19 protein-coding genes are annotated in these 19,953 nt (G+C 46.4%); 11 read left to right on the plus strand and 8 right to left on the minus strand.

Annotated elements, in window-relative coordinates:
* Nucleotides 1-318 precede the first annotated feature (318 nt).
* Together hdeB and HV350_RS12830 are read left to right on the plus strand one after the other, a co-directional pair.
* Complete coding sequence (gene hdeB / locus HV350_RS12825) at nucleotides 319-648, plus strand: acid-activated periplasmic chaperone HdeB (RefSeq protein WP_003019999.1); 330 nt, start codon at nucleotides 319-321, stop codon at nucleotides 646-648.
* A 155-nt stretch (nucleotides 649-803) separates the two neighbouring features.
* Nucleotides 804-2,747 (plus strand): methyl-accepting chemotaxis protein, encoded by a 1,944-nt coding sequence (locus tag HV350_RS12830; protein WP_181628625.1) that lies wholly within the window; start codon nucleotides 804-806, stop codon nucleotides 2,745-2,747.
* Nucleotides 2,748-2,812: 65 nt separating this feature from the next.
* On the opposite strand, the gene HV350_RS12835 is transcribed toward HV350_RS12830, so the two are convergent.
* Together HV350_RS12835 and HV350_RS12840 are read right to left on the minus strand one after the other, a co-directional pair.
* Nucleotides 2,813-4,180, minus strand: a complete 1,368-nt coding sequence (locus HV350_RS12835; RefSeq protein WP_181628627.1) for a glycoside hydrolase family 10 protein — start codon at nucleotides 4,178-4,180, stop codon at nucleotides 2,813-2,815.
* A 12-nt stretch (nucleotides 4,181-4,192) separates the two neighbouring features.
* Complete coding sequence (locus HV350_RS12840; RefSeq protein WP_016153085.1) at nucleotides 4,193-4,480, minus strand: VF530 family protein; 288 nt, start codon at nucleotides 4,478-4,480, stop codon at nucleotides 4,193-4,195.
* A gap of 453 nt (nucleotides 4,481-4,933) precedes the next feature.
* On the opposite strand from HV350_RS12840, the gene HV350_RS12845 reads away from it, so the two are divergent.
* Nucleotides 4,934-5,650, plus strand: a complete 717-nt coding sequence (locus HV350_RS12845) for a YebC/PmpR family DNA-binding transcriptional regulator (RefSeq protein ID WP_016153084.1) — start codon at nucleotides 4,934-4,936, stop codon at nucleotides 5,648-5,650.
* Between the two features lie 557 nt (nucleotides 5,651-6,207).
* Nucleotides 6,208-7,611, plus strand: coding sequence for an ISNCY-like element ISKpn21 family transposase (locus tag HV350_RS12850; protein ID WP_001567368.1), 1,404 nt, complete (start codon nucleotides 6,208-6,210; stop codon nucleotides 7,609-7,611).
* Nucleotides 7,612-7,639: 28 nt separating this feature from the next.
* Here the strand turns inward: HV350_RS12850 and HV350_RS12855 are convergent, their stop codons facing one another.
* Nucleotides 7,640-8,272 carry a hypothetical protein gene (locus tag HV350_RS12855; RefSeq protein WP_001567369.1) on the minus strand — a complete coding sequence of 211 codons (633 nt, stop codon included), beginning with the start codon at nucleotides 8,270-8,272 and terminating at the stop codon, nucleotides 7,640-7,642.
* Between the two features lie 226 nt (nucleotides 8,273-8,498).
* Here HV350_RS12855 and HV350_RS12860 point away from each other — a divergent pair, with 226 nt between their 5' ends.
* The 7 genes from HV350_RS12860 to HV350_RS12890 all read left to right on the plus strand — a co-directional run bounded on the left by HV350_RS12860 (nucleotide 8,499) and on the right by HV350_RS12890 (nucleotide 15,286).
* Nucleotides 8,499-9,845, plus strand: coding sequence for an ISNCY-like element ISLad2 family transposase (locus HV350_RS12860; protein ID WP_076611902.1), 1,347 nt, complete (start codon nucleotides 8,499-8,501; stop codon nucleotides 9,843-9,845).
* 58 nt (nucleotides 9,846-9,903) lie between these two features.
* Nucleotides 9,904-10,707 carry a hypothetical protein gene (locus HV350_RS12865; protein WP_000589340.1) on the plus strand — a complete coding sequence of 268 codons (804 nt, stop codon included), beginning with the start codon at nucleotides 9,904-9,906 and terminating at the stop codon, nucleotides 10,705-10,707.
* 13 nt (nucleotides 10,708-10,720) lie between these two features.
* Nucleotides 10,721-12,082, plus strand: a complete 1,362-nt coding sequence (locus HV350_RS12870) for an FRG domain-containing protein (RefSeq protein ID WP_000482601.1) — start codon at nucleotides 10,721-10,723, stop codon at nucleotides 12,080-12,082.
* Nucleotides 12,083-12,234: 152 nt separating this feature from the next.
* Complete coding sequence (locus HV350_RS12875; RefSeq protein WP_016239970.1) at nucleotides 12,235-12,675, plus strand: hypothetical protein; 441 nt, start codon at nucleotides 12,235-12,237, stop codon at nucleotides 12,673-12,675.
* A 17-nt stretch (nucleotides 12,676-12,692) separates the two neighbouring features.
* On the plus strand, nucleotides 12,693-13,499 hold the full coding sequence (locus HV350_RS12880; protein ID WP_016239971.1) for a hypothetical protein: 807 nt from the start codon (nucleotides 12,693-12,695) through the stop codon (nucleotides 13,497-13,499).
* Nucleotides 13,500-14,018: 519 nt separating this feature from the next.
* On the plus strand, nucleotides 14,019-14,777 hold the full coding sequence (gene tam, locus HV350_RS12885; protein ID WP_181628628.1) for a trans-aconitate 2-methyltransferase: 759 nt from the start codon (nucleotides 14,019-14,021) through the stop codon (nucleotides 14,775-14,777).
* A 131-nt stretch (nucleotides 14,778-14,908) separates the two neighbouring features.
* A complete protein-coding gene (locus HV350_RS12890) occupies nucleotides 14,909-15,286 on the plus strand; it encodes a GFA family protein (RefSeq protein WP_181628630.1) in 378 nt (125 codons plus the stop codon).
* Here the strand turns inward: HV350_RS12890 and HV350_RS12895 are convergent.
* The 5 genes from HV350_RS12895 to glsB all read right to left on the minus strand — a co-directional run bounded on the left by HV350_RS12895 (nucleotide 15,283) and on the right by glsB (nucleotide 19,858).
* Nucleotides 15,283-16,197: a bestrophin family protein gene (locus HV350_RS12895; RefSeq protein ID WP_016153081.1), complete on the minus strand. Its 915-nt coding sequence runs from the start codon at nucleotides 16,195-16,197 to the stop codon at nucleotides 15,283-15,285. The two genes, HV350_RS12890 and HV350_RS12895, sit on opposite strands and share 4 nt — an antisense overlap.
* A 208-nt stretch (nucleotides 16,198-16,405) precedes the next feature.
* Complete coding sequence (locus HV350_RS12900) at nucleotides 16,406-17,857, minus strand: tagaturonate reductase (protein ID WP_181628632.1); 1,452 nt, start codon at nucleotides 17,855-17,857, stop codon at nucleotides 16,406-16,408.
* A gap of 106 nt (nucleotides 17,858-17,963) precedes the next feature.
* Nucleotides 17,964-18,491: a GNAT family N-acetyltransferase gene (locus HV350_RS12905; protein ID WP_181628633.1), complete on the minus strand. Its 528-nt coding sequence runs from the start codon at nucleotides 18,489-18,491 to the stop codon at nucleotides 17,964-17,966.
* Between the two features lie 81 nt (nucleotides 18,492-18,572).
* A complete protein-coding gene (locus HV350_RS12910; protein WP_047359047.1) occupies nucleotides 18,573-18,932 on the minus strand; it encodes a DUF4186 domain-containing protein in 360 nt (119 codons plus the stop codon).
* Entirely contained in the window at nucleotides 18,932-19,858 is a 927-nt protein-coding gene (gene glsB / locus HV350_RS12915) for a glutaminase B (RefSeq protein ID WP_016153077.1), read from the minus strand. The genes HV350_RS12910 and glsB overlap by 1 nt, the downstream gene beginning before the upstream one ends.
* Between the last annotated feature and the right edge of the window lie 95 nt (nucleotides 19,859-19,953).

The raw sequence follows: 19,953 nt of genomic DNA on the forward strand, positions 1-19,953 counted from the left end.
CAGCGGCACGCCGACCGTTTTTGTTAAAAATCAGCCCATATCCGTTAACTAATGATCAACATTTGTGCAGCGTAGTTCAGTTTTGGTGCAGCGACAGGGGAAGAGGGGTATGAATCTGCTGATTTCGTCGGAACGATCACATTGTGGCCACGTTTTACGCCCAGACATCAGAATCAGTAATGTGAAATATAAATTTCAGCCATATCAATGGTGGCAATCTTTATTCTTATGACGTTAGGGGTATTATTTTTTGCGAACTACATTAACGGTTTGAAGCGCAAGTGTAGATATTATTTATATTATAAATGGAGTACTACAATGAATAAATTCTCCCTTTCTACAGCAGGTATTCTGGTCGCAGCGCTGTTAACCAGTGTCAGCGTCAATGCAGCAACTGATAACGCTAAAACTGAAGTGACTCCAAAAGGCATGAATTGCCAGGAGTTTATTGATTTGAACCCGCAAACTATGGCCCCGGTGGCTTTCTGGGTGCTCAATGAAGACGAAGATTTCAAGGGTGGCGATTACGTAGACTATAACGAAACCGTGACTACTGCAGTTCCTCTGACCGTTGAACTTTGTAAAAAACATCCGCAGAGCGAATTAAGCAAAATAAAAGACGAAATCAAAAAAGAATTATCCAAATAAGATTAAGTCATTATTAAAACCCAGCCAAAGTGCTGGGTTTTGCTATTTGTGACAATGTCACCTATTTATTTTGTGATACTTAAGAAAACTTTATAAAGATATAAACGCCTGTGCCGATACTGGATAAAAGTTAGCCTTTTGCAGAAGGAGTTTGTATGGCCTGGTATCCTACTCGTATTTCAACGCGTTTAACCATCGGCGGCATTCTGCTGCTTGCAGTCACGACCCTTGTTATTGTGGTGATTATGCTCTGGCGTGGCCAACCGCGCGTCGTTGAAATCAACACCGCCCTGATCGAAGAAACAGGGCAAGGTTTAACCCGCCAGTTGAGTACCGTATTGTCCCGAATTGAAGGTGAGACCGTTAGCTTGTCACGACTGGCTGAGGTGCTGCCAAATGATGAATCTCTTTATCAAAGCGTCGTTCCGCATCTGATTGGTGAAGATAAAGATTCGATTATTACCGGCGGCGGCATCTGGCCAGAACCAGACGCTTTCACCGCAGGTGTGGAGAAAAGAAGCTTTTTCTGGGCGCGTAATGCTGAAGGTAAACTGGTGTATTCCAACGACTATAACGTCGAAGGGTCAAGCGGATACCACAATGAAAACTGGTATCAGCATGCTAAAGGGCATTCACAAAACAGTTGCTTATGGTCTGATGTCTACCAGGACGCCAGTTCAGGCGTCAACATGGTGACGTGCAGCGTACCTTATCAACTGGCGGGCAAGTTTGCCGGTGTCGCCACCACCGATATTCGCCTGGATAACGTCGCCACTTTCATGCAGCAGCAGGGAAACAGCACCGGTGGTTACGCGTTTGTGGTGGACAAGCAGGGACAAATTCTCTATTTCCCGCAGGCCGATCTGGCGAAATATAAAACCATTAACGATCTGGCGCAAAGCGCGCAATGGCTTATCCCGGTGGAAAATGGTCTGAAATCTCTGCGCCCAGCGAATGGGGTGAAAACGATTACGCTTGCAAATGATAACGTCCTGAATTCAGCTTCACGGGTGATGCTGTTCCCGATGGCGGATACCGGTTGGGTTGTTGGTCTTGCGACGCCTGAATCGCGTATCGTCGGCCTTGCCAAAGTGATGATGCAGGACGTGCTGGAAGTGTTGATCCCGATCATGACCCTGTTGCTGGTGGGATCCTGGCTGGTGGTTCGCCGACTGATTTCACGTCTCGATGATACCCGTCAGGCTCTCGATGACATTGCGCAGGGAGAAGGCGATCTTACCCGTCGCCTGGATGTGCGTGGCAAAGATGAGATTTCCGCTATCGCCGAAGCGTTTAACCTGTTCGTCGATAAAATCTCAGCCATTCTGATCACTGTCAGAAGCAGTAGCGTAGTGGTGGCGAATAACGCTGTCAGCCTGGCAGACAGTAATATGGAACTTTCATCTCGCGTGACGCAACAGGCCGCTGCGCTGGAAGAGAGTTCAGCGGCGATGGAACAGTTAAATGCGACCGTTCATCAAAATGCCAGTAATACACAACTGGCGGATGAACTCTCTGATAGCACCGCGCAAACGGCCAACCGCTGCGGCGATGTTATGCAGGGTGTTATCTCTACAATGGATAACGTCAGTGCCTCATCCGGCAGAATGGTGGAAATTGTCGCGGTTATCGACAGCATTGCGTTCCAGACCAATATTCTCGCCCTGAATGCCGCGGTTGAAGCAGCCAGAGCAGGTGATGCCGGGAGAGGGTTTGCCGTTGTGGCCTCCGAAGTGCGCACGCTGGCCCAGCGCAGCGCCACCGCCGCGCAGGAAATAAAAGCATTGATCGATGAATCCGTTTCTCATGTAGGTAGCGGAAGTCAGCAAATTCACAATGCGGGCGAACGTCTGGGAGAGCTGGTCAGTAATGTACGTCAGGTACGTCAGTTAATGGGGGAAATACGCGTTGCGGGTGAAGAACAACGCAAGGGCGTTTCCGAAGTTACGCTGGCTGTTACCGAAATGGACAGCACAGTTCAGCAAAACGCCTCGTTAATAGATGATGCCGCCGCGCGAACGCAGGCGCTGAAAGAGGAGGCGGAACAGCTGGCGATGCTGGTCTCATCATTCAGATTGCCTGAGCCTTCAGTTGCCTGATGGATCGGTTAAGAGCGTCCGTATTACCGGACGCTCTTGCGTTATAAATCCAATACGGACGACCATTAACGCCCCCAACGACTGCGAATATAGGTCACGGCTTCCTGCGTTTGCGGCTGATTAAGGTAATCTTCGCGAAACAGAATTGTGCCGTTAATGTGCGGTTCAGACTCGTTCAGATCGAGCTGTTTTTTCAGCTCCGGCACACCGCCTTTGACCGTCCAGTCAGGTTCTTTTCGCGACGGCTCACCGACTTTGTACAACGCCACCCCAATATACAGGCGGGTGTTGGTTGATTTGACGACATCTGCCCACCATTTTGCCAACACATCGTAACGCGCCGCGTCGCGGGCAAAAGGCCAATACAACTGCGGGGCGATGTAGTCCAGCAAGCCTTGTTGCACCCAGCGGCGGGTGTCCGCATACGATTCATCATAGGCTGCCGCGCCGCGCGTGTCGGAGCCCGCCGGATCGTGCGAACGGTTGCGCCACACGCCCGCAGGGCTGACGCCAAATTCAACTTCAGGTTTGAGTTTCTTAATGGTTCGTGAAACCTGAGCGATCAGGCGTTGCGTGTTATCGCGCCGCCAGTCAGCTTTGGAGACGAATCCCTGGCCGTATCTTCTGAAGGTCTGGCTGTCGTTGAGCGCAGAGCCGGGAGACTCGGTATAGAAGTAATCATCGAATTGCACGCCGTCAACCGGGTAATTCTCAACCACTTCCGCCACGATACTGGTTATCCAGTCACGCACTTCGGGAATACCGGGATCTAACACAAAACGCTCGCCCGAGATACGGATCCAGTCCCGATGCAGGACAAAAACGCTGGAAGGCGTCTGTGACAGCGTGTTGTTTAATTCGGTAACCGTCGCAGGTTTAGTGTTAACGGACACGCGGTAGGGGTTAAACCAGGCATGGACTTTCATTCCGCGTTTATGCGCTTCATCGAGCATAAACCGTAACGGATCGTAACCCGGATCCTGACCAATTTTACCGGTAAGGGTATCTGACCACGGCAAGATTGTAGATTGCCACAGCGCAGTGGCATCGGGCTTCACCTGGAAAAAAACGGTGTTAATACCAAGACGTTTCAGATTATCCAGCTTGTCAGTCAGCGCCTTTTGCTGCTGGCTGATACGAACGGCAGGCGAGCTGATGTTGACGGATGAAATCGGCGGCCAGTCAAGACGCGAAACCGTTGCCAGCCAGATACCGCGCACCGGCTCCTTGGTCTGCTGTGGTTTGCCCACCGGGGGCAGTGGGGTGATTTTTGAACCGGGCGGCTGTGAAGAACAACTGCCAAGTAGCAACATACTGCCTACGAGCAGCGCGAACCATGTCATGTTGGTACGCGGCAGCCTGGCTCGGGAACGGGCGAGAATATTCGCCAGTTTTTTCTGATAATTTGCTGAAATAAAACCGGATGCTGACATCAGATTTTGCTCTTAATTCTTCTTGTTGCGGCTGTTAGCCCAGGGATCGAACGCCGGTTCGGTGGTGTTATTTGAGGCCAGATCATGCAGTGAATCCAGGTACAGCGCTTCAACTTCTGCCCGCGCCCACGGCGTGCGGCGCAGAAACTTCAGACTGGATTTAACGCTCGGCTCATTTTTAAAGCAGTTGATATTAATGCGTTGCGCCAGCTCAGCCCAACCATAACGATCAACCAGTGCATTGACCTGCATTTCAAGCGTTACGCCATGTAAAGGGTCTTTAGAAATATGAGCATTCATATGAAGTCCAGTTCAGTGGTTCCAGATTTTGTCAGTAGTGCAACGGGAAGAAGGTTACAAGAAAGCGGGGCGACCAGCAATGGCATCTGTTCCTCAGGCTTTCATGATTAAGAAGTAAACATCAGCCAGACATTGCTGAAGAAAAGATCTGGATTAGATGCGTTCATTAATCTTAAGTGGGTATTTATACCTGGATTGTTACTTCAGCTTCTCTTTATTTATGTATTATTGCCACCATTCAACTATTAAAATTAAAAAACTAAAGATCCAAAAAAACTGAAATAACATATCCATAATGTTAACTATTGATAAAATTAAAGTAACATTTAGTAAAACATGGATATTTTGTTTTTCATGGACGAGAGTTTACATATCATGATATAATGTTGCGGAAAAATTTGCAGGTTATTAATCTGCATGTAATGTAAATGAATTTCTGAGGAGACTATTCCAGTGGGACGTAAATGGGCAAATATTGTTGCTAAAAAAACTGCTAAAGACGGTGCAACGTCTAATATATATGCAAAATTCGGTGTAGAAATCTATGCCGCTGCCAAACAAGGTGAACCAGACCCAGAATCAAACTCAGCTTTAAAATTCGTTATTGAACGTGCGAAACAAGCACAGGTTCCTAAACACGTTATTGATAAAGCAATTGATAAAGCCAAAGGCGGCAGCGATGAAACGTTCGTGCAAGGGCGTTATGAAGGCTTTGGTCCAAGTGGTTCACTGATTATCGCTGAAACATTGACGTCAAATGTTAACCGTACGATTGCTAATGTCCGCTCAATTTTCAATAAAAAAGGCGGGAATATCGGAGCGGCAGGTGCTGTCAGCTATATGTTTGACAATACCGGGGTGATTGTATTTGCAGGAACAGATCCTGACCATATTTTTGAAATTTTGCTTAATGCTGATGTAGATGTTCGCGATGTAACCGAGGAAGAGGGAAACATCGTTATTTATACTGAATCTACAGACCTTCATAAAGGAATTGCAGCACTGAAAGCCGCTGGGATTACTGAATTCTCAACAACAGAATTAGAAATGATTGCTCAATCAGAAGTTGAACTTTCACCAGAAGATTTAGAAATCTTTGCAGGACTCGTGGATGCCCTTGAAGATGACGATGATGTTCAAAAAGTCTATCACAACGTTGCAAACCTCTAATTATAAATAAAGGAATCTGTTATTGCGGCAGATCTTTAACTTATAAAGTTGTTACAAAAATATCTAGCCCGATGCATTGATTATAAAAAAAGAAAAAACTTACGGTAGAAAATCAAAGTGACTGTCTGCTTTTGCTCAAGGCAGACAGTCATGTCCAGCAGTTTTCAGTCAGGATTAGCAGGGGGAGCTTTTCCAGGAATGAAAAAAACCGCTTCCTGACTCGAAGGCGACAACAGCTCTGACTTTATCGTTTTTCATCACTGTGTACCAACCGGAACCGCCAAACTGAGAATGGCTAAAGAGGGATCTGCATTCGGGGTCATCTGACGAAAACTTGTTACCGTAGCAGATAAGGGAAGGGTAAGGATTTGATGGAACGGCGTCAGCTAAGGGCTATGAACTAAGCATCCATCAAATACTAAATTGCATTTAACATAATATACATTATGCGCACTAGTGTTGTAATGGCTCAATAGTAATGTCCGCCTGTGGCTCAATTCAGATGTCCGCGCTATGGTAAGCTTCACTGGTCCGTTTAAACTACCGGGAGGCATATCATGAGCGCAGAAAGCTCAGGAGTGTTTACTTTGAAAGAGATCAACCGGATCAAGATTATACAGGACGTCATTGAACGTCGCATCACAACGCGCCGTGCGGCCGAGCACCTCGGTATCAGCGACAGGCAATGCCGCAGACTTCTTGCCCGTTACCGTGAAGGCGGACCGCTTGGTATGGCCAGCAGACGATGTGGCATGCGTGGTAACCGCCAGTTGCCACCCGGGCTCGCAGATCAGGCTCTGGAACTGATCAAGACGCGTTATGCTGATTTCGGTCCGACTCTGGCGCGTGAAAAGCTCGAAGAACTCCACGGACTGTTTCTTGGCAAAGAAACTGTCCGGCGCATCATGGTGCGGGCTGGCTTATGGGTTCCCCGTAAACAACGTGCCGCAAGGATCCCTCAACCACGGTACCGGCGTCCGTGTACTGGTGAGCTGATACAAATAGATGGCTGTGATCACGACTGGTTTGAAGGCCGTGGCCCGGCCTGCACCGCGCTGGTCTATGTTGATGATGCAACCAGCAAACTGATGGAACTGTTGTTTGTTAAATCGGAGTCCACGTTTTCTTACTTCGAAGCCACGCGGCGCTATATCGATAAGCATGGTAAACCGCTGGCACTGTACAGCGATAAAGCCGGTGTTTTTCGTGTTAACAATAAACACGCCACAGGCGGAGACGGGCATACTCAGTTTGGGCGAGCCATGCATGAACTGAACATCCAGACTATCTGTGCAGAAACCAGTCCCGCCAAAGGGCGTGTAGAACGAGCTCACCTCACTTTACAGGATCGTCTGGTCAAAGAGCTGCGGTTACAGGGCATTTGTTCAATGGAGGCTGCAAATGACTTCGCTGAGGCCTATATGGCTGACTATAACCGCCGTTTTGGCAAAGTACCGCGACATGATTTTGACGTACACCGTGCTGTAGAACATGATGAGGACCTGGGGCTTATTTTCACTGTTCGTGAAAAACGTAAAGTCTCAAAATCGTTGACGATACAATATGATAAAATGTTGTACCTGATTGAAGACAGCGAACTGAGTCGCCGTGCAATAGGTAAATATATCGATGTGTATCACTATCCTGATGGCAGAAAAGAGCTGCGCCTGAACGGTACGCTACTTCCCTACTCTACCTACGACCGACTGTCAGAAATCGACCAGGGCGCGATTGTCGATAACAAGCGTCTTGGCCGAACCCTGGAGTTTATCAGTCTGGTGCAGAGCAAGCGGGATAACACGCGCTCTCAGTCAATTCCCGCTGGAGATGGCCCTTCCCGACGACGGCCAAAGCAGGAAGGGAAGAAATCCCAGCGCTCACTGGATAATGATGACATGCTCGAAGCACTCAAACAGCTTCAGTCACGTTCAGAGGACATTTTTGGTAAAAGAGCCCGCTGATGGTACTCACTGGCCGGACAGTGGTTGCTCACCAGTTGATATTGTCCGGCCAGACCCATGATGTATTATTCATTTCGTTCAGCATCTTTATGTCCTGCTTTTCACGGGCATACTTACCCCATAATGAATGAAAAGAACGAACAATACTGATTAACTGCTTTTTTCTTTGCTCCGGAGATAGGCTGATAAAATAGCAGCACCTGCTGTCAATATTATCCTCAATGAAATTAAAATCAGAGTCTGATGCATATTTTACTGTTAGCATAATATCATTCGACGTTGTTCTCTCAGACTCTGTTAATGCTGATTCTATCAGGTATTCAAAGGCATACATGACAGACAGCTGGTTTTTGTCTGTCTGAATATAACCCATTGAGTTTCTGAGTATTGAGGACTGTACCAGGACCAGAGGCCATAAAAGCTCAACACCATAAAGCTTATATGTATCATGTTGATCATACTGATGTTGCTCAACACGACGATTACCTTCCCGTGCTTTACGAATATCATAGGCAAGGGATAACATAAATCCGTCTTTAACTTTAATCAGTGGGCTTTCATCCACGATGTAATGAATGAGTTCATGTAATTCATTCAGGGCTTCTGAATCTCCCCACAGTATAAAACCTGCATTGTTCGGCGTTAACTCGTATCGAAGCATGGGCTCAATCATCCTGTTGTTTCAGTCGGAGGAAAGTCTATCAGTAAAGAGAATGAGAGATCAAAGTGGTCATTTTAATTGAGCTGGATAACGGACATTTCAATTGAGCCTTGACAAGTGTTGTTAGAACCATTTAGTAATGTCACTTTTTATCCAGATAGAAACGTCACCTTAGAGTAAGCTAAACTGAATGCAATTCTAAGGGGCTCAACGCATGTTGGTGACCATGTCAGATAAAGAGATCCACCGCCTACCGGTGATACAGGCAGTTTGTGAAAAGCGTCTACGCCGTCGTGATGCAGCATCACAGCTTGGCATTTCAGAACGTCAGGCGCAACGACTTATCAATCGTTACCGAGTTTCTGGTGCTGAAGGACTTGTCAGCCGCAAACGCGGCCAGCCCAGCAACCGCCGGTTGACCGAATCTCTCAAACTACGAGTACTCACGCTGATACGTGAAAACTACAGTGACTTTGGGCCCACACTGGCCGCAGAAAAACTCAGAGAGCGCCATAATATCCGGCTTTCAATCGAGACCGTCCGCAACTGGATGACGTCTGACGGACTCTGGGTCCCGCATGCTCGCCGTAAGTCACGGGTTTATCAACCCCGACATCGGCGTGATTGTCTGGGTGAACTTATCCAGATCGACGGCTCCCACCATGACTGGTTTGAAGGCCGTGCGCCAAAATGCTGCCTGCTGGTCTTTATCGATGATGCCACCGGGCGTCTGATGCATTTGCGGTTCAGCGAGTCAGAAACAGCCTTTGACTACATGCTGGCAACCCGGGAATACATCGAGCAGCATGGGAAGCCGGTATCGCTGTACAGTGACAAACACGCAATATTTCGCGTCAGTGGTCCGGAGAAACGCAATACCACCGTTACCCAGTTCGGACGTGTGCTTTATGACCTGGCAATCGAGCTTATTTGTGCCAACAGCTCTGAAGCTAAAGGCCGCGTGGAACGTGCGAATCAGACACTTCAGGATCGGCTGATCAAAGAAATGCGTCTGGAAGGTATAACCGGCATTGAGGCCGCAAATGCCTGGCTTGCCACTTTCATCGCTGACTTTAACAGCCGGTTTTCACGACCGGCTAAGTTCCCCAAAGATTTGCATCGTCCGGTGCAGGAAAGCCCCGATGAATTAAGAGACATCTTTGCCTGGCATGATGTTCGTACCGTGTCGAAATCACTGACCTTCCAGTACGATAAGATCCTTTATCTCATGGACACCACAGAAGAAAATAGCCGTCTTGCCGGTGAAAAAATTAAAGTACTGGATTATCCCGATGGCACCCTCGCCTTCCTCTATGGGCACCGGAGCCTTAAGTGCCAGGCATTTGATAAGCTGGCCTGTGTCGACCAGGGGCAGATTGTTGATAACAAACGTCTCGGGACTGTACTCCGACTGGCTCAGGTAAAACAGGATGAGCGGGAAAGCGAAGGCAAACGGGAACGAAGCAAAAAATCGCCCAGCCGTAAGGCTCAGGTGCGCATCCAGGAACAGCTCCGGGCTATCAATCCCGTTCTGGCAGACCCGAGCTTGTTTGTGGCAAGTTCAAAGCGATAGAATCGACCATCAGTGCTGCAAAGTACCGGAACAGTGAGTCCCCAAAAGGATACTTGAGATGATTAAATTCCCGACTACAAAGCGCGTTGATTTGTATAAAACTGCTGTCAGCTCTGAGCAATTACATCTAGATCTGGTTGCGGCTCAGGAGTTCATGTTCGATGCCTGGGAAAATGATGACCTGGAAGTTGTGCTGAAACTCATCAGAAAAGCTATCAAGAAATCCCCGCTCTGTGCTGACGCATACTCATTCTACTGCGAGATATCTCAAGAACCTCCTGAGTCAAAAATCGGGAAGCTGGAGACTGCTTTGTACGCAGCCAGCATTGCACTTGGCGAGGATTTTCAGGAGTTCGCAGGACGTTTCTGGGGATTTGTCGAAACACGTCCATATATGAGAGCAAAAGCAGCTTTGGCTGAGGCCTTATGGGAGTCTGGTAATTTTTATCCGGCTATGGCTCATAGCCGCGAAATGCTGAAGCTCAACCCGAACGATAACCAGGGGATTCGTCATTTATTAGCGAACTATTACCTTGAGCTTGAAATGGTGGATGATCTGGCCTTGCTACTGGACGATTATCCTGGGGATATGCGTTCGTTTTTTCAGTATACACGCGCCCTACTCGCCTACCGACAGTCATCCCCGGATGCCGATGATATCGCTAAAGCTGCGATTGATTCTAATAGACACATCCCCGGCTTGTTATCGAAGTGCAGATTACAGATCAAGTCTAACAGTGGATATATCACGTTAGGTGGAATGGATGAAGCCATTTATTATGTGAATCATAATATAAAGCCTTGGATTCGCACCTCTGGCGCAATTGATTGGATTGTAAATAATTCATTAAGTAAAATATAAGGATTTAGTTTTAATGTTTAATCTAATTATGGGCGGAGAACCTGACTATTTTGAACATTGGCCCATGTATGAACGGGTTAGTGGGAGTTGTGATTTTCCTATATCACGTATGTTAGAAGGCACCTCTGATGACATCCGGTTGAAGTTAACGCCTTTGAATGATAAAGCATTATCTTATATTGAGAAATTACCTACGCTTTTTATGTCAGAACTTTATTCCCGAGACAATGTTGAATACATTACTTTGCGACTTGGTGTAATTTCAAATCTACGAACAGTTAACAAAAATGTTGAGTTTGATTTCAGAATCACTCACTCACAAGATGATGTCGTAGTGATAAACAAAGAGTTATATCAAACAGCTTTAGAATTAGGTGCATATGGGCTGAAACGGACTCACTGGGGAATAAAAGCACGTGATTTAAATCAAACATTAGCACTTCTAAATATAACGACAAGAAGTACACCACTTCCTCCTACTGAAGCACTTCCTGATGAAGTTGATAACTACCCAATAATAGATAATGTTCAAAGTTTCATGGCGCGTGTTTTAGAACAAGATCATGAAGAAGATGCAGAAATATTTTATCGTGGACATTCTGATGTATCTTACGAGTTGGCTCCATCAGTTTTCAGGAAAAACAAAAAAGGTAACTTCAAGCATTTGCACAGTGAATCAAATTTAGTCCGTGAAGCCCTAACAGCAAGGCCAACTGAGTTTGTTGATGATAAAACAATGCTAGACAAGTTAGTAAGGATGCAACACTACGGACTACCAACTCGTTTGTTGGATATAACATCAAATCCACTAATCGCTCTGTATTTCGCTTGTTGCGACATTAGTAATAATGAAAATACAAATGAGGTTGATGGACATGTTATTATTTTCAAAACAAAAAGGGATCGTATAAAATTCTTTGACTCTGATACAGTAAGTTGCATATCAAATATATCAATGCTAAGTCAAACACTGAAAGATCAGCTGGATTGTAAAATGGACAAGGAGGCTTTCAATAAAACTGAAGCTTGTCAAAAACTCATACATTACATTAAAGATGAAAAACCTTATTTTAAAGATGTAATTATACCATCAGATTTGGAAAGGTTAATTTTCGTTAAAGGAAGAAATAATAATGAAAGGATGTCATCACAGTCAGGTGCATTCTTATTATTTGGGAATAATGCTGTTTATCCCGATTTAGTTTCAAACCCTGATGATGCTATGCAAGAGTTTAAAGTAGAAAAAATAGTGATCAGAAACAAAGCTAGAATACTTAAGGAACTCGCAAGGTTAAACATTACAGATGCGACAGTTTATCAAGGCATGGAAAGGACAATGAAACTAATTGCGGCCAAATTTTCCGCAGGAGATTGATCTTCATGTGGTTTTTTGACACACTAGCCTGTCGCTACTGGCATTGGTCCCTTGTATGCTAAGCATATGAACTCTGGTGTGTGTTGGACAGGAGCAATTAACCAGTCGTATAGTAAAATTTGAATGTAAAAATATAAAACAAGGAGTTGAGAATGAACCCCATTACTTTGAGTGAAATGAGTGATGAAGATGAAGAGGTAAAAATCATTTCTTCATATGAACCTCAAGATGATGAGATTGCGATCGTTTTTGATAGTTCAAAAATTACTGGAGGTAATGCACTGGATTTTTTCCAGTTCACCAAGCAATCACATTCTAATGTTAAAGTGTACGGAGATTCTAATGGTGTTTCGTACCTGCAATTAAACAGTATAACGTTAGCGTTAGGCACTTTCTTTGCCACATCAGTAATGATACCTTTTTTAGTAAATCTTGTTTCAAATTATATTCAGAAAAAAATTGATAACTTTGGAACTAGAGATATAGACGTTAAAGTCTCTATAATTAAAAAAAATAAATCAGGAAAACATGTGAAATACACTGTTTCTGGAAAAGTAGACGATGTTTTAAAAGTAATTAACAAAATCAAATAAAAATCTATATAGATATTATGAATATTCACGAAAAGTTAAAGCGTTGGATGTGTATTACTCAAGAAGATAGTGCTATTCTTGATTATCTTAATGCTGAGTTAAAAAAAGCTCAATCCTTGAGCTTGAATAATGAATCAAACAGATTGTTTTTATACAAAACAATTTTACTAGCCCATTTAAAATATATTCAAGTCATTAATTTACTTACAAGAGGTGATTTTTATGAAGCATGGGTAGAACTTGAAAGGATAGAAATAGATTTAATACATATTAAAGAAAATAATGAGTTTCTGCCTGAGGTTAATTTCTATGGTGTTAACTTCTTAGCGAGAATGGTATGTAATTGGCAGGCGTTATTCCCATATAAAATCTTCGGTAGTTCTCGTGAAATAATAAAAGAAGTGAAATGTTCAGTATGTAATACAACCCGTAGTTTTATTAATGATTGTGGTCATGTTAAAAATAAACTTTATAATGGAGTTCTTTGCTTTGATGAAGTGATCGATTTTGAATTAATTACTTATGACATAGTTAGTAATCCCGTTAACAAATGTAGTGTTTTTTTCTCCAATGATGGTGATCATTATAACTATTCAACTTTAATTAGTGTTGTCAAATACATACAATCCCCACATCAAATTTTCAATATTACGACCTGGAGATTTAAGGCGAAAGAACATGATGGAGTATTATCGCCAGAAAATATTTGTCCATGTGGAGATTCTTTAAAAAAATATGCAGATTGTTGTTTGCCACGTAATGGTATTTATAAAAAACATATAGATATTTGGTTTCCCTTCCCGTTGAATGTAGAACCTATTTAGAACCAGATATTCAATAACTAAAGATCCCGTTGACACAGATATTTCCATATTAAGATGTTTTCGTTATATTTTTATTCCAGTCTTTCATATTTAACTTTTGCTTTATTAATTGGTTGAGTGGGATAACGCAGCAGTCACATTAATATGATTACATAGGCTGAAAGTGCCCTTTCTATCTTGCACAAAGAGGTGACATTTTAAACTTGCTTTGACAAGTGTTGAGTAAGGTAGAATCTGATGCTTTATGGTAATCCTTGTGCTGCTCGATAATGATGGTCAAACCTCTTTTCAAATGCCGTTACCAGCGCTAACCATTTTCGACCTGTGCCACATCACTCACTGAACATCAAAACTGATAACTGTAGTTCACGCAGGCAAACCACAGACATGCCAATCTGTCTTCCTGGCATATTTCTGCCCTTATCCTTCATTATCATATAATCTTCTAAATGAAATGGCTCACCGGCAAGGACTTATGCGGTCCTTTCTGCCTTTTTCTCTCATACTGGAGATTCATTCATGGCTGACTGGAACCCTTCGCTTTATCTGCAATATGAAACTGAACGTTCAAGACCCGCAGCGGAATTACTCAACAGAGTGGCGTTAGAGAGTGTTCGTTCAGTTGTTGATCTTGGCTGTGGTCCGGGAAACAGCACGGCATTACTGCATCAGCGCTGGCCTTCGGCTGTAATAACCGGGGTTGATTCCTCACCCGCCATGCTGAATGAAGCGCGCAACGCATTACCGCAATGCCATTTTATTGAAGCGGATATCAGTCAGTTCCAGCCCGAGCATCCTGTGGATCTGCTTTACGCAAATGCGTCTTTACAATGGGTACCCGATCACTATGAACTATTGCCGAACCTGGTATCGCTGCTGGGTCGCAACGGCGTTCTGGCCGTACAAATGCCGGATAACTGGCTGGAACCCACGCATGTTCTGATGCGCGAAGTGGCTTATGAACAGGGTTTCCCGGACCGGGGTCGTGCGCCACTTCCTGGCGTACATGCCTACTATGATATTTTGACCGAAACTGGCTGTGAGGTGGATATCTGGCGCACCACGTATTATCACATTATGGATTCTCATCAAGCAATTATCGACTGGGTAAGTTCTACAGGCCTGCGCCCCTGGTTGCAGGATTTGAGAGAAAGCGAGCAACGTCAGTATCTGGCGCGCTACCACGAACTACTTCAGGAGCAATATCCACTGCAGGAAAATGGCAAAATTTTACTGGCATTTCCCCGATTGTTTATTGTTGCGCGAAGCAATAATTAAGCATTTATCATCAGATAGATCACAGGAATAGTGGATCGCCTATGAGCGCCCTCGCCTTTTTAACATAAGGATCTAGTGACAATGCGAGGCATCTGCTAGTGTCTTGCCACGTGTTTCTGACGGGAGTTGTTATGTCTAAAGTCTACATTGGTGGGTGTCTTTGTGGTTCGATCCGCTTCACGGCCAGCAGTCCTAATAATTCCCATACCTGCTCCTGCGATATATGCCGGAAACATACGGGCGCACCGACCGTCGTCTGGATTGAGTTTGATGCAGAAAATGTAGAATGGACGGGAAAAGCCGGAAAACCGACAACCTGGCGCTCATCAGAAACGAGTTGTCGAGCCTTTTGCCCTCAGTGCGGCAGTTCCGTGGGCGCTATTGATGATGCCCCGGTAATTGCACTTTTAGCCGGGGCTTTTGATGACCCTAACGATGAAGACCTGGCGCTAGAGTTTCATTCGTTTTCCGATATGCAGCCAGACTGGTGGCAAAACGAACGTAACTAAGTTAGTTGGTAATGCTTATCAGGCATGTGTTTTGCTGGCACATTTGTTTCATCGTTCATCTGCAGCAAATCGATTTCGATCGCATTGCAAATCGCATCCAGCGGCAGGTCATTGTTCTCTGTGCCAAACGGATCTTCAAGCTCTTCTGCAAGCGTGTCGAGCGAGATAAATGTATAGGAAATAAGCACAGAGATAAACGGTGTCATGTAGTGCAGATCCACCACTAACGCGAATGGCAGCATGATACAAAACAGGTATACCGTGCGATGAAGGATCAAAGTATAAGCAAACGGGACCGGCGTATTCGCAATCCGCTCACAACCAGCCAGTACCGCAGACATATCGTTTAACCTATTGTTTAAACTATGAAATAATATGTCTGACAGTTGACCATTACGCCTGCGCACGGCCAACCACTCTCCCATCAACAACAAAATGCGGTTTGCTGGAGATTGTGAGGCAAATACCGTCTGCAGATCTTTCTCGCTGAGGTACTTCGCCAACGGCTCTGCCTGTGGCTTTCGACGTAAAGTCATGCGTAAACAGTGGGCAAACGCGATTTGCAGACGAACAAACTGCCCTAATTCGGCGTCATCCGGTAAGGTGGTTTTTACCTCACGCAGTAGCGATCGGGAAGCAATCATCAACTGCCCCCACAGGTGTCGGGCCTCAACGTAACGTGAATAACAGGCGTTATTGCGAAAACCTAAAAAGATTGCAATCGCCACGCCGAGAATGCTGAATGGCGCCAGGGTGAATTTGATTCCCAGCATCGTATACCACGGAAGCATGATAATAACGGCGATGGAGAGCAGGAAGTTCAGCAGCAGTCGTGAAAAGATTTTGGATAATACTGACCCATGCCAGACGAATATCAGGCGTAGCCAGTGTTGTTGGGGGCGAACGATCATGGTTTTCTTCGGGAAAATGTGAAATCCATCACATTAGACGCGATCATGATCAATGTTGCAAGTTAATCGCAACATTAACTAAACAACTTTTGCGCTGCCAGAACCACCGCGCACCGGAGTTACAGAACGGTGTAGTCATTAATAAACAATAGCATGTTGTAACTAATGAATGTTCTATAAAAAACCCGGCCTGAGCCGGGTTGTCTTCTTAGCATAATGGCTTAACGGCTTCACGCATGCCTTTGGCCAGAATGGTATCCAGATCGGCTGAAACCTGCTCCACGAGTCCGGAAACCTGGGTCAGATCCTGTTCCCAGTGTTCTTTAACGTCCAGTACCGATTTGACTAACTCGTCTGTGCTTATCTGGCGGTCATGATGCTGGGACCACAGCTGTTGAAAACGTGCCACCCAGTGCGCATCATCCTGGACCGGATAAGCCTCACCGTTACGCTCTCCACGATAGAAAGCTATCAGCGCGGCAAGCGCAAACGTCAGGCGCGCCGGCAGTTTACCGCTGGCATGTTGCCCTGCCAGCAGCTGCGGCAATATACGGGTACGGAATTTAGTCATGCCGTTCAGGGCAATCGACAGCAACTGATGCTTGATGTACGGATTGCAGAATCGACCGGTCACCGCGCTGGCGAAAGACGCCAGCTCATCGCGGGGTAAATCCAGTACCGGAATGATCTCTTCATAAATTGCTTTTTCAACGAAGGCGCAAATCTCTGCGTCATTCATCGCCTCACCTACGGTGTCCAGCCCTGCCAGCCAGGCAACGGGAACCAGTGCGGTGTGTGCGCCGTTGAGAATCGCCACTTTTCGTTCTTTGTACGGTTTGATGTCATCAACAATCAGGACATCAAGCGGATACTTATCCAGACGCAGCTCTGCAGCTAATGACTTCGGTCCCTGAATAACGAACAGATAGAAGTGTTCTGCAGTGTCGAGGAAGGCATCGTGATAGCCCAACTCAGCTTCCAGTTTCTTCACTTCGTCACGCGGATAACCGGTAACAATGCGGTCCACCAGCGTGGAGCAAAATGCGTTGGCCTGATCCAGCCACTGAATAAATGCCTCCGGCAGCGCCCACTCCTGAGCGTAGCGCAGCACCAGTTCACGCAGCGCATCACCATTGTAATCAATCAGTTCGCAAGGAATGATAATCCAGCCTTTATCCGACGCGCCATTAAAATGGCTGAAGCGTTCGAACAACAGTCGGGTCAGTTTAGCCGGATAACTCACGGCCGGTGCATCCTCAAACTTATCGCCCGCGTGGTAGCTGATGCCCGCTTCAGTCGTATTGGAGAACACAAAACGCATATCTGGATTATGCGCCAGCTTCAGGAACTCATCGTATTCGCTATAGACGCTGATTTCGCGGTTAACCGAACGGATCAAACGGGCATCGCTTACGGCCTCACCCTTCTCATTCAAACCACGAATGATGGTGGTATAGAGACCATCCTGCGTACTCAGCGATGGCGGGAAGGTACTTTCGATGGGACGAACAATGACTACACCAGCGTTCAGATCGGTATGTTCGTTCAGCAAATCGACTTGCCAGTCAACAAAGGCGCGCAGGAAGTTTCCTTCACCAAACTGAATAATGCGTTCAGGATACTGAGCACCGGGGAAATCGCGACGATTTAGTGTTTGCACAATGGGTTCCCTTTTTAATTAGTCATACAACCTGATTGAATTGGTCCAATAGGTTAGCAAACTTTAATACATTGAAACCCTGTTTTGATCAATCCCCGGCGACAAATTAGAGAGTTTTGTAGAAAAGTGTGGTCCCGGTCAGCTTCCCGTCAGGCATTTTTGCATAGTCCGGTATCACCCCTACTTTTTGCCATCCACAATTGTGGTAGAACAACTCAGCGTCACTCCCCGTCGCTGTATCAAGCACCAGCAGCGTTTTCCCTTGCTGACGCGCGCAGTTTTCGAGTTCGTTCATCAACGTCCGGGCAACCCCACCGCGCCGCGCGGAGGGGTGAACCAGCAACTTAGCGACATCAGCACGATGAGGTTGGTTTTCGGGTTGATCGATAATGAGCTGGACGGTACCGACAAGCATCCCCTGTGCGTTCTGCGTACCCAGAACAATCCTTTCTCCACGGTCAACGCTTTGCGCGACACTTATCCAGAAAGGCCGTGATTTATCACCACTAAAAGGGAGCATAAAGCTGACAGAGGCGCCATCATTGACGCATGTTTCAAGGATGTCGCTGAATTCATCGATTCTCGACAGAATCTGGGCCGCGCTCAGCACAAAGCAGGGTTTACAGGAAGCCATTTTTTTCTCCTTAGAATGACCCCTTCATACTGCTTTTAACAATTGCACAACACAAGGAGTCATATCATAGGATTATGTTATCTATGGCTTGTTCATCTGGATCACTAGCCAGTGATAGATAACCGTGACAACGTAACGCTGCTGTTCATCGTTTAACGCCACACCCTGAGGGATATCATGCCATTTCGCCAGACATCCCCGACAACAGGTCGCCGTAGCATGTTGAGCGATAAATACCGGATGCCCGCGCATGGGTGTCTGCTTACCGTCATTGGCAGGAAACGCGGGCGCCAGCCGTTTGGCAATAAAATCCGTGGCGTGTTGTTCGATAACCGGCGCGCCTTTATCCAGACAATACTGCCTTTCTTTCTGGCCAAGGCGAAACCGCGAGCGAAACGTTGATTTCGCCAGCCGGGCAAAAAGAGGATCGAGCGAGTTCATCAGTAAACCGAGCGCCCCAGTTGTTGCGTTAATTGCTCCAGCACGGCGATACCCGCCAGCGAATTTCCCGCCGCATCCAGTTCCGGACTCCAGACGGCAATCGCCATCTCGTGAGGCACGATAGCCACGATACCGCCCCCCACACCAGATTTCGCCGGTAAGCCCACTCGCCAGGCAAATTCCCCTGCGTTCTGATACATGCCACTGGTCGCCATCAGCGCGTTGATCTGTCGGGCCTGCATGGGCGTCACCACGGGCTCAGCAAGATGAAAAGCATGTCCCTGATTTGCCAGAAAGACGAACGTGCGCGCCAGCTCCACACAGCTCATTTTCAGTGCGCAGTAGTGAAAGTAATTTTGCAAAACGGTGGTCACGTCGTGGTGAAAATTGCCAAAGGACTTCATTAACCAGGCAATAGCCGCGTTACGCGCCGAGTGCTCAAACTCAGAACGCGCCACCGTCGCATCATAGGCGATATCCGAAACGCCGCTTAGCGCCCGTACCACTTCCAGCATCCGTTGACGCGGTGCGCTCAGACGTCCTTGCAGCATATCGCAAACCACCAGCGCCCCGGCGTTGATAAAGGGATTGCGTGGGATCCCTTGCTCCATTTCCAGCTGCACCAGGGAATTAAAAGGATGCCCGGAAGGATCCTTGCCGACGCGTTGCCAGATCTCATCTTCCTGATAGTGACGCATCGCCACGACCAGACTGAGCACCTTTGAAATTGACTGAATAGAAAAGCGCTCTTGCGCATCCCCCGCCTGATAGTGCTGTCCATCGACGGTGCAAATAGCAATACCCAGTTTTGAACCGTCGACAGAAGCTAAGGCAGGAATGTAATCAGCGACTTTACCCTGACCAATCAGCGGACGAACCTGCTGCACAATGGTCTCTAAAATTGAATTGTCCATGGCCCTGGCCACAACATGCTCCTTGCTCGCAGGTATGAAAGGCCTGCGAGTATAACAGAGCTGAATACGCAGCGTCAGGCCGGAAGGCGGAATCTGGCCACGGTCTG

Source organism: Citrobacter sp. RHBSTW-01013 (assembly GCF_013781985.1).
Lineage (GTDB): Bacteria > Pseudomonadota > Gammaproteobacteria > Enterobacterales > Enterobacteriaceae > Citrobacter > Citrobacter braakii.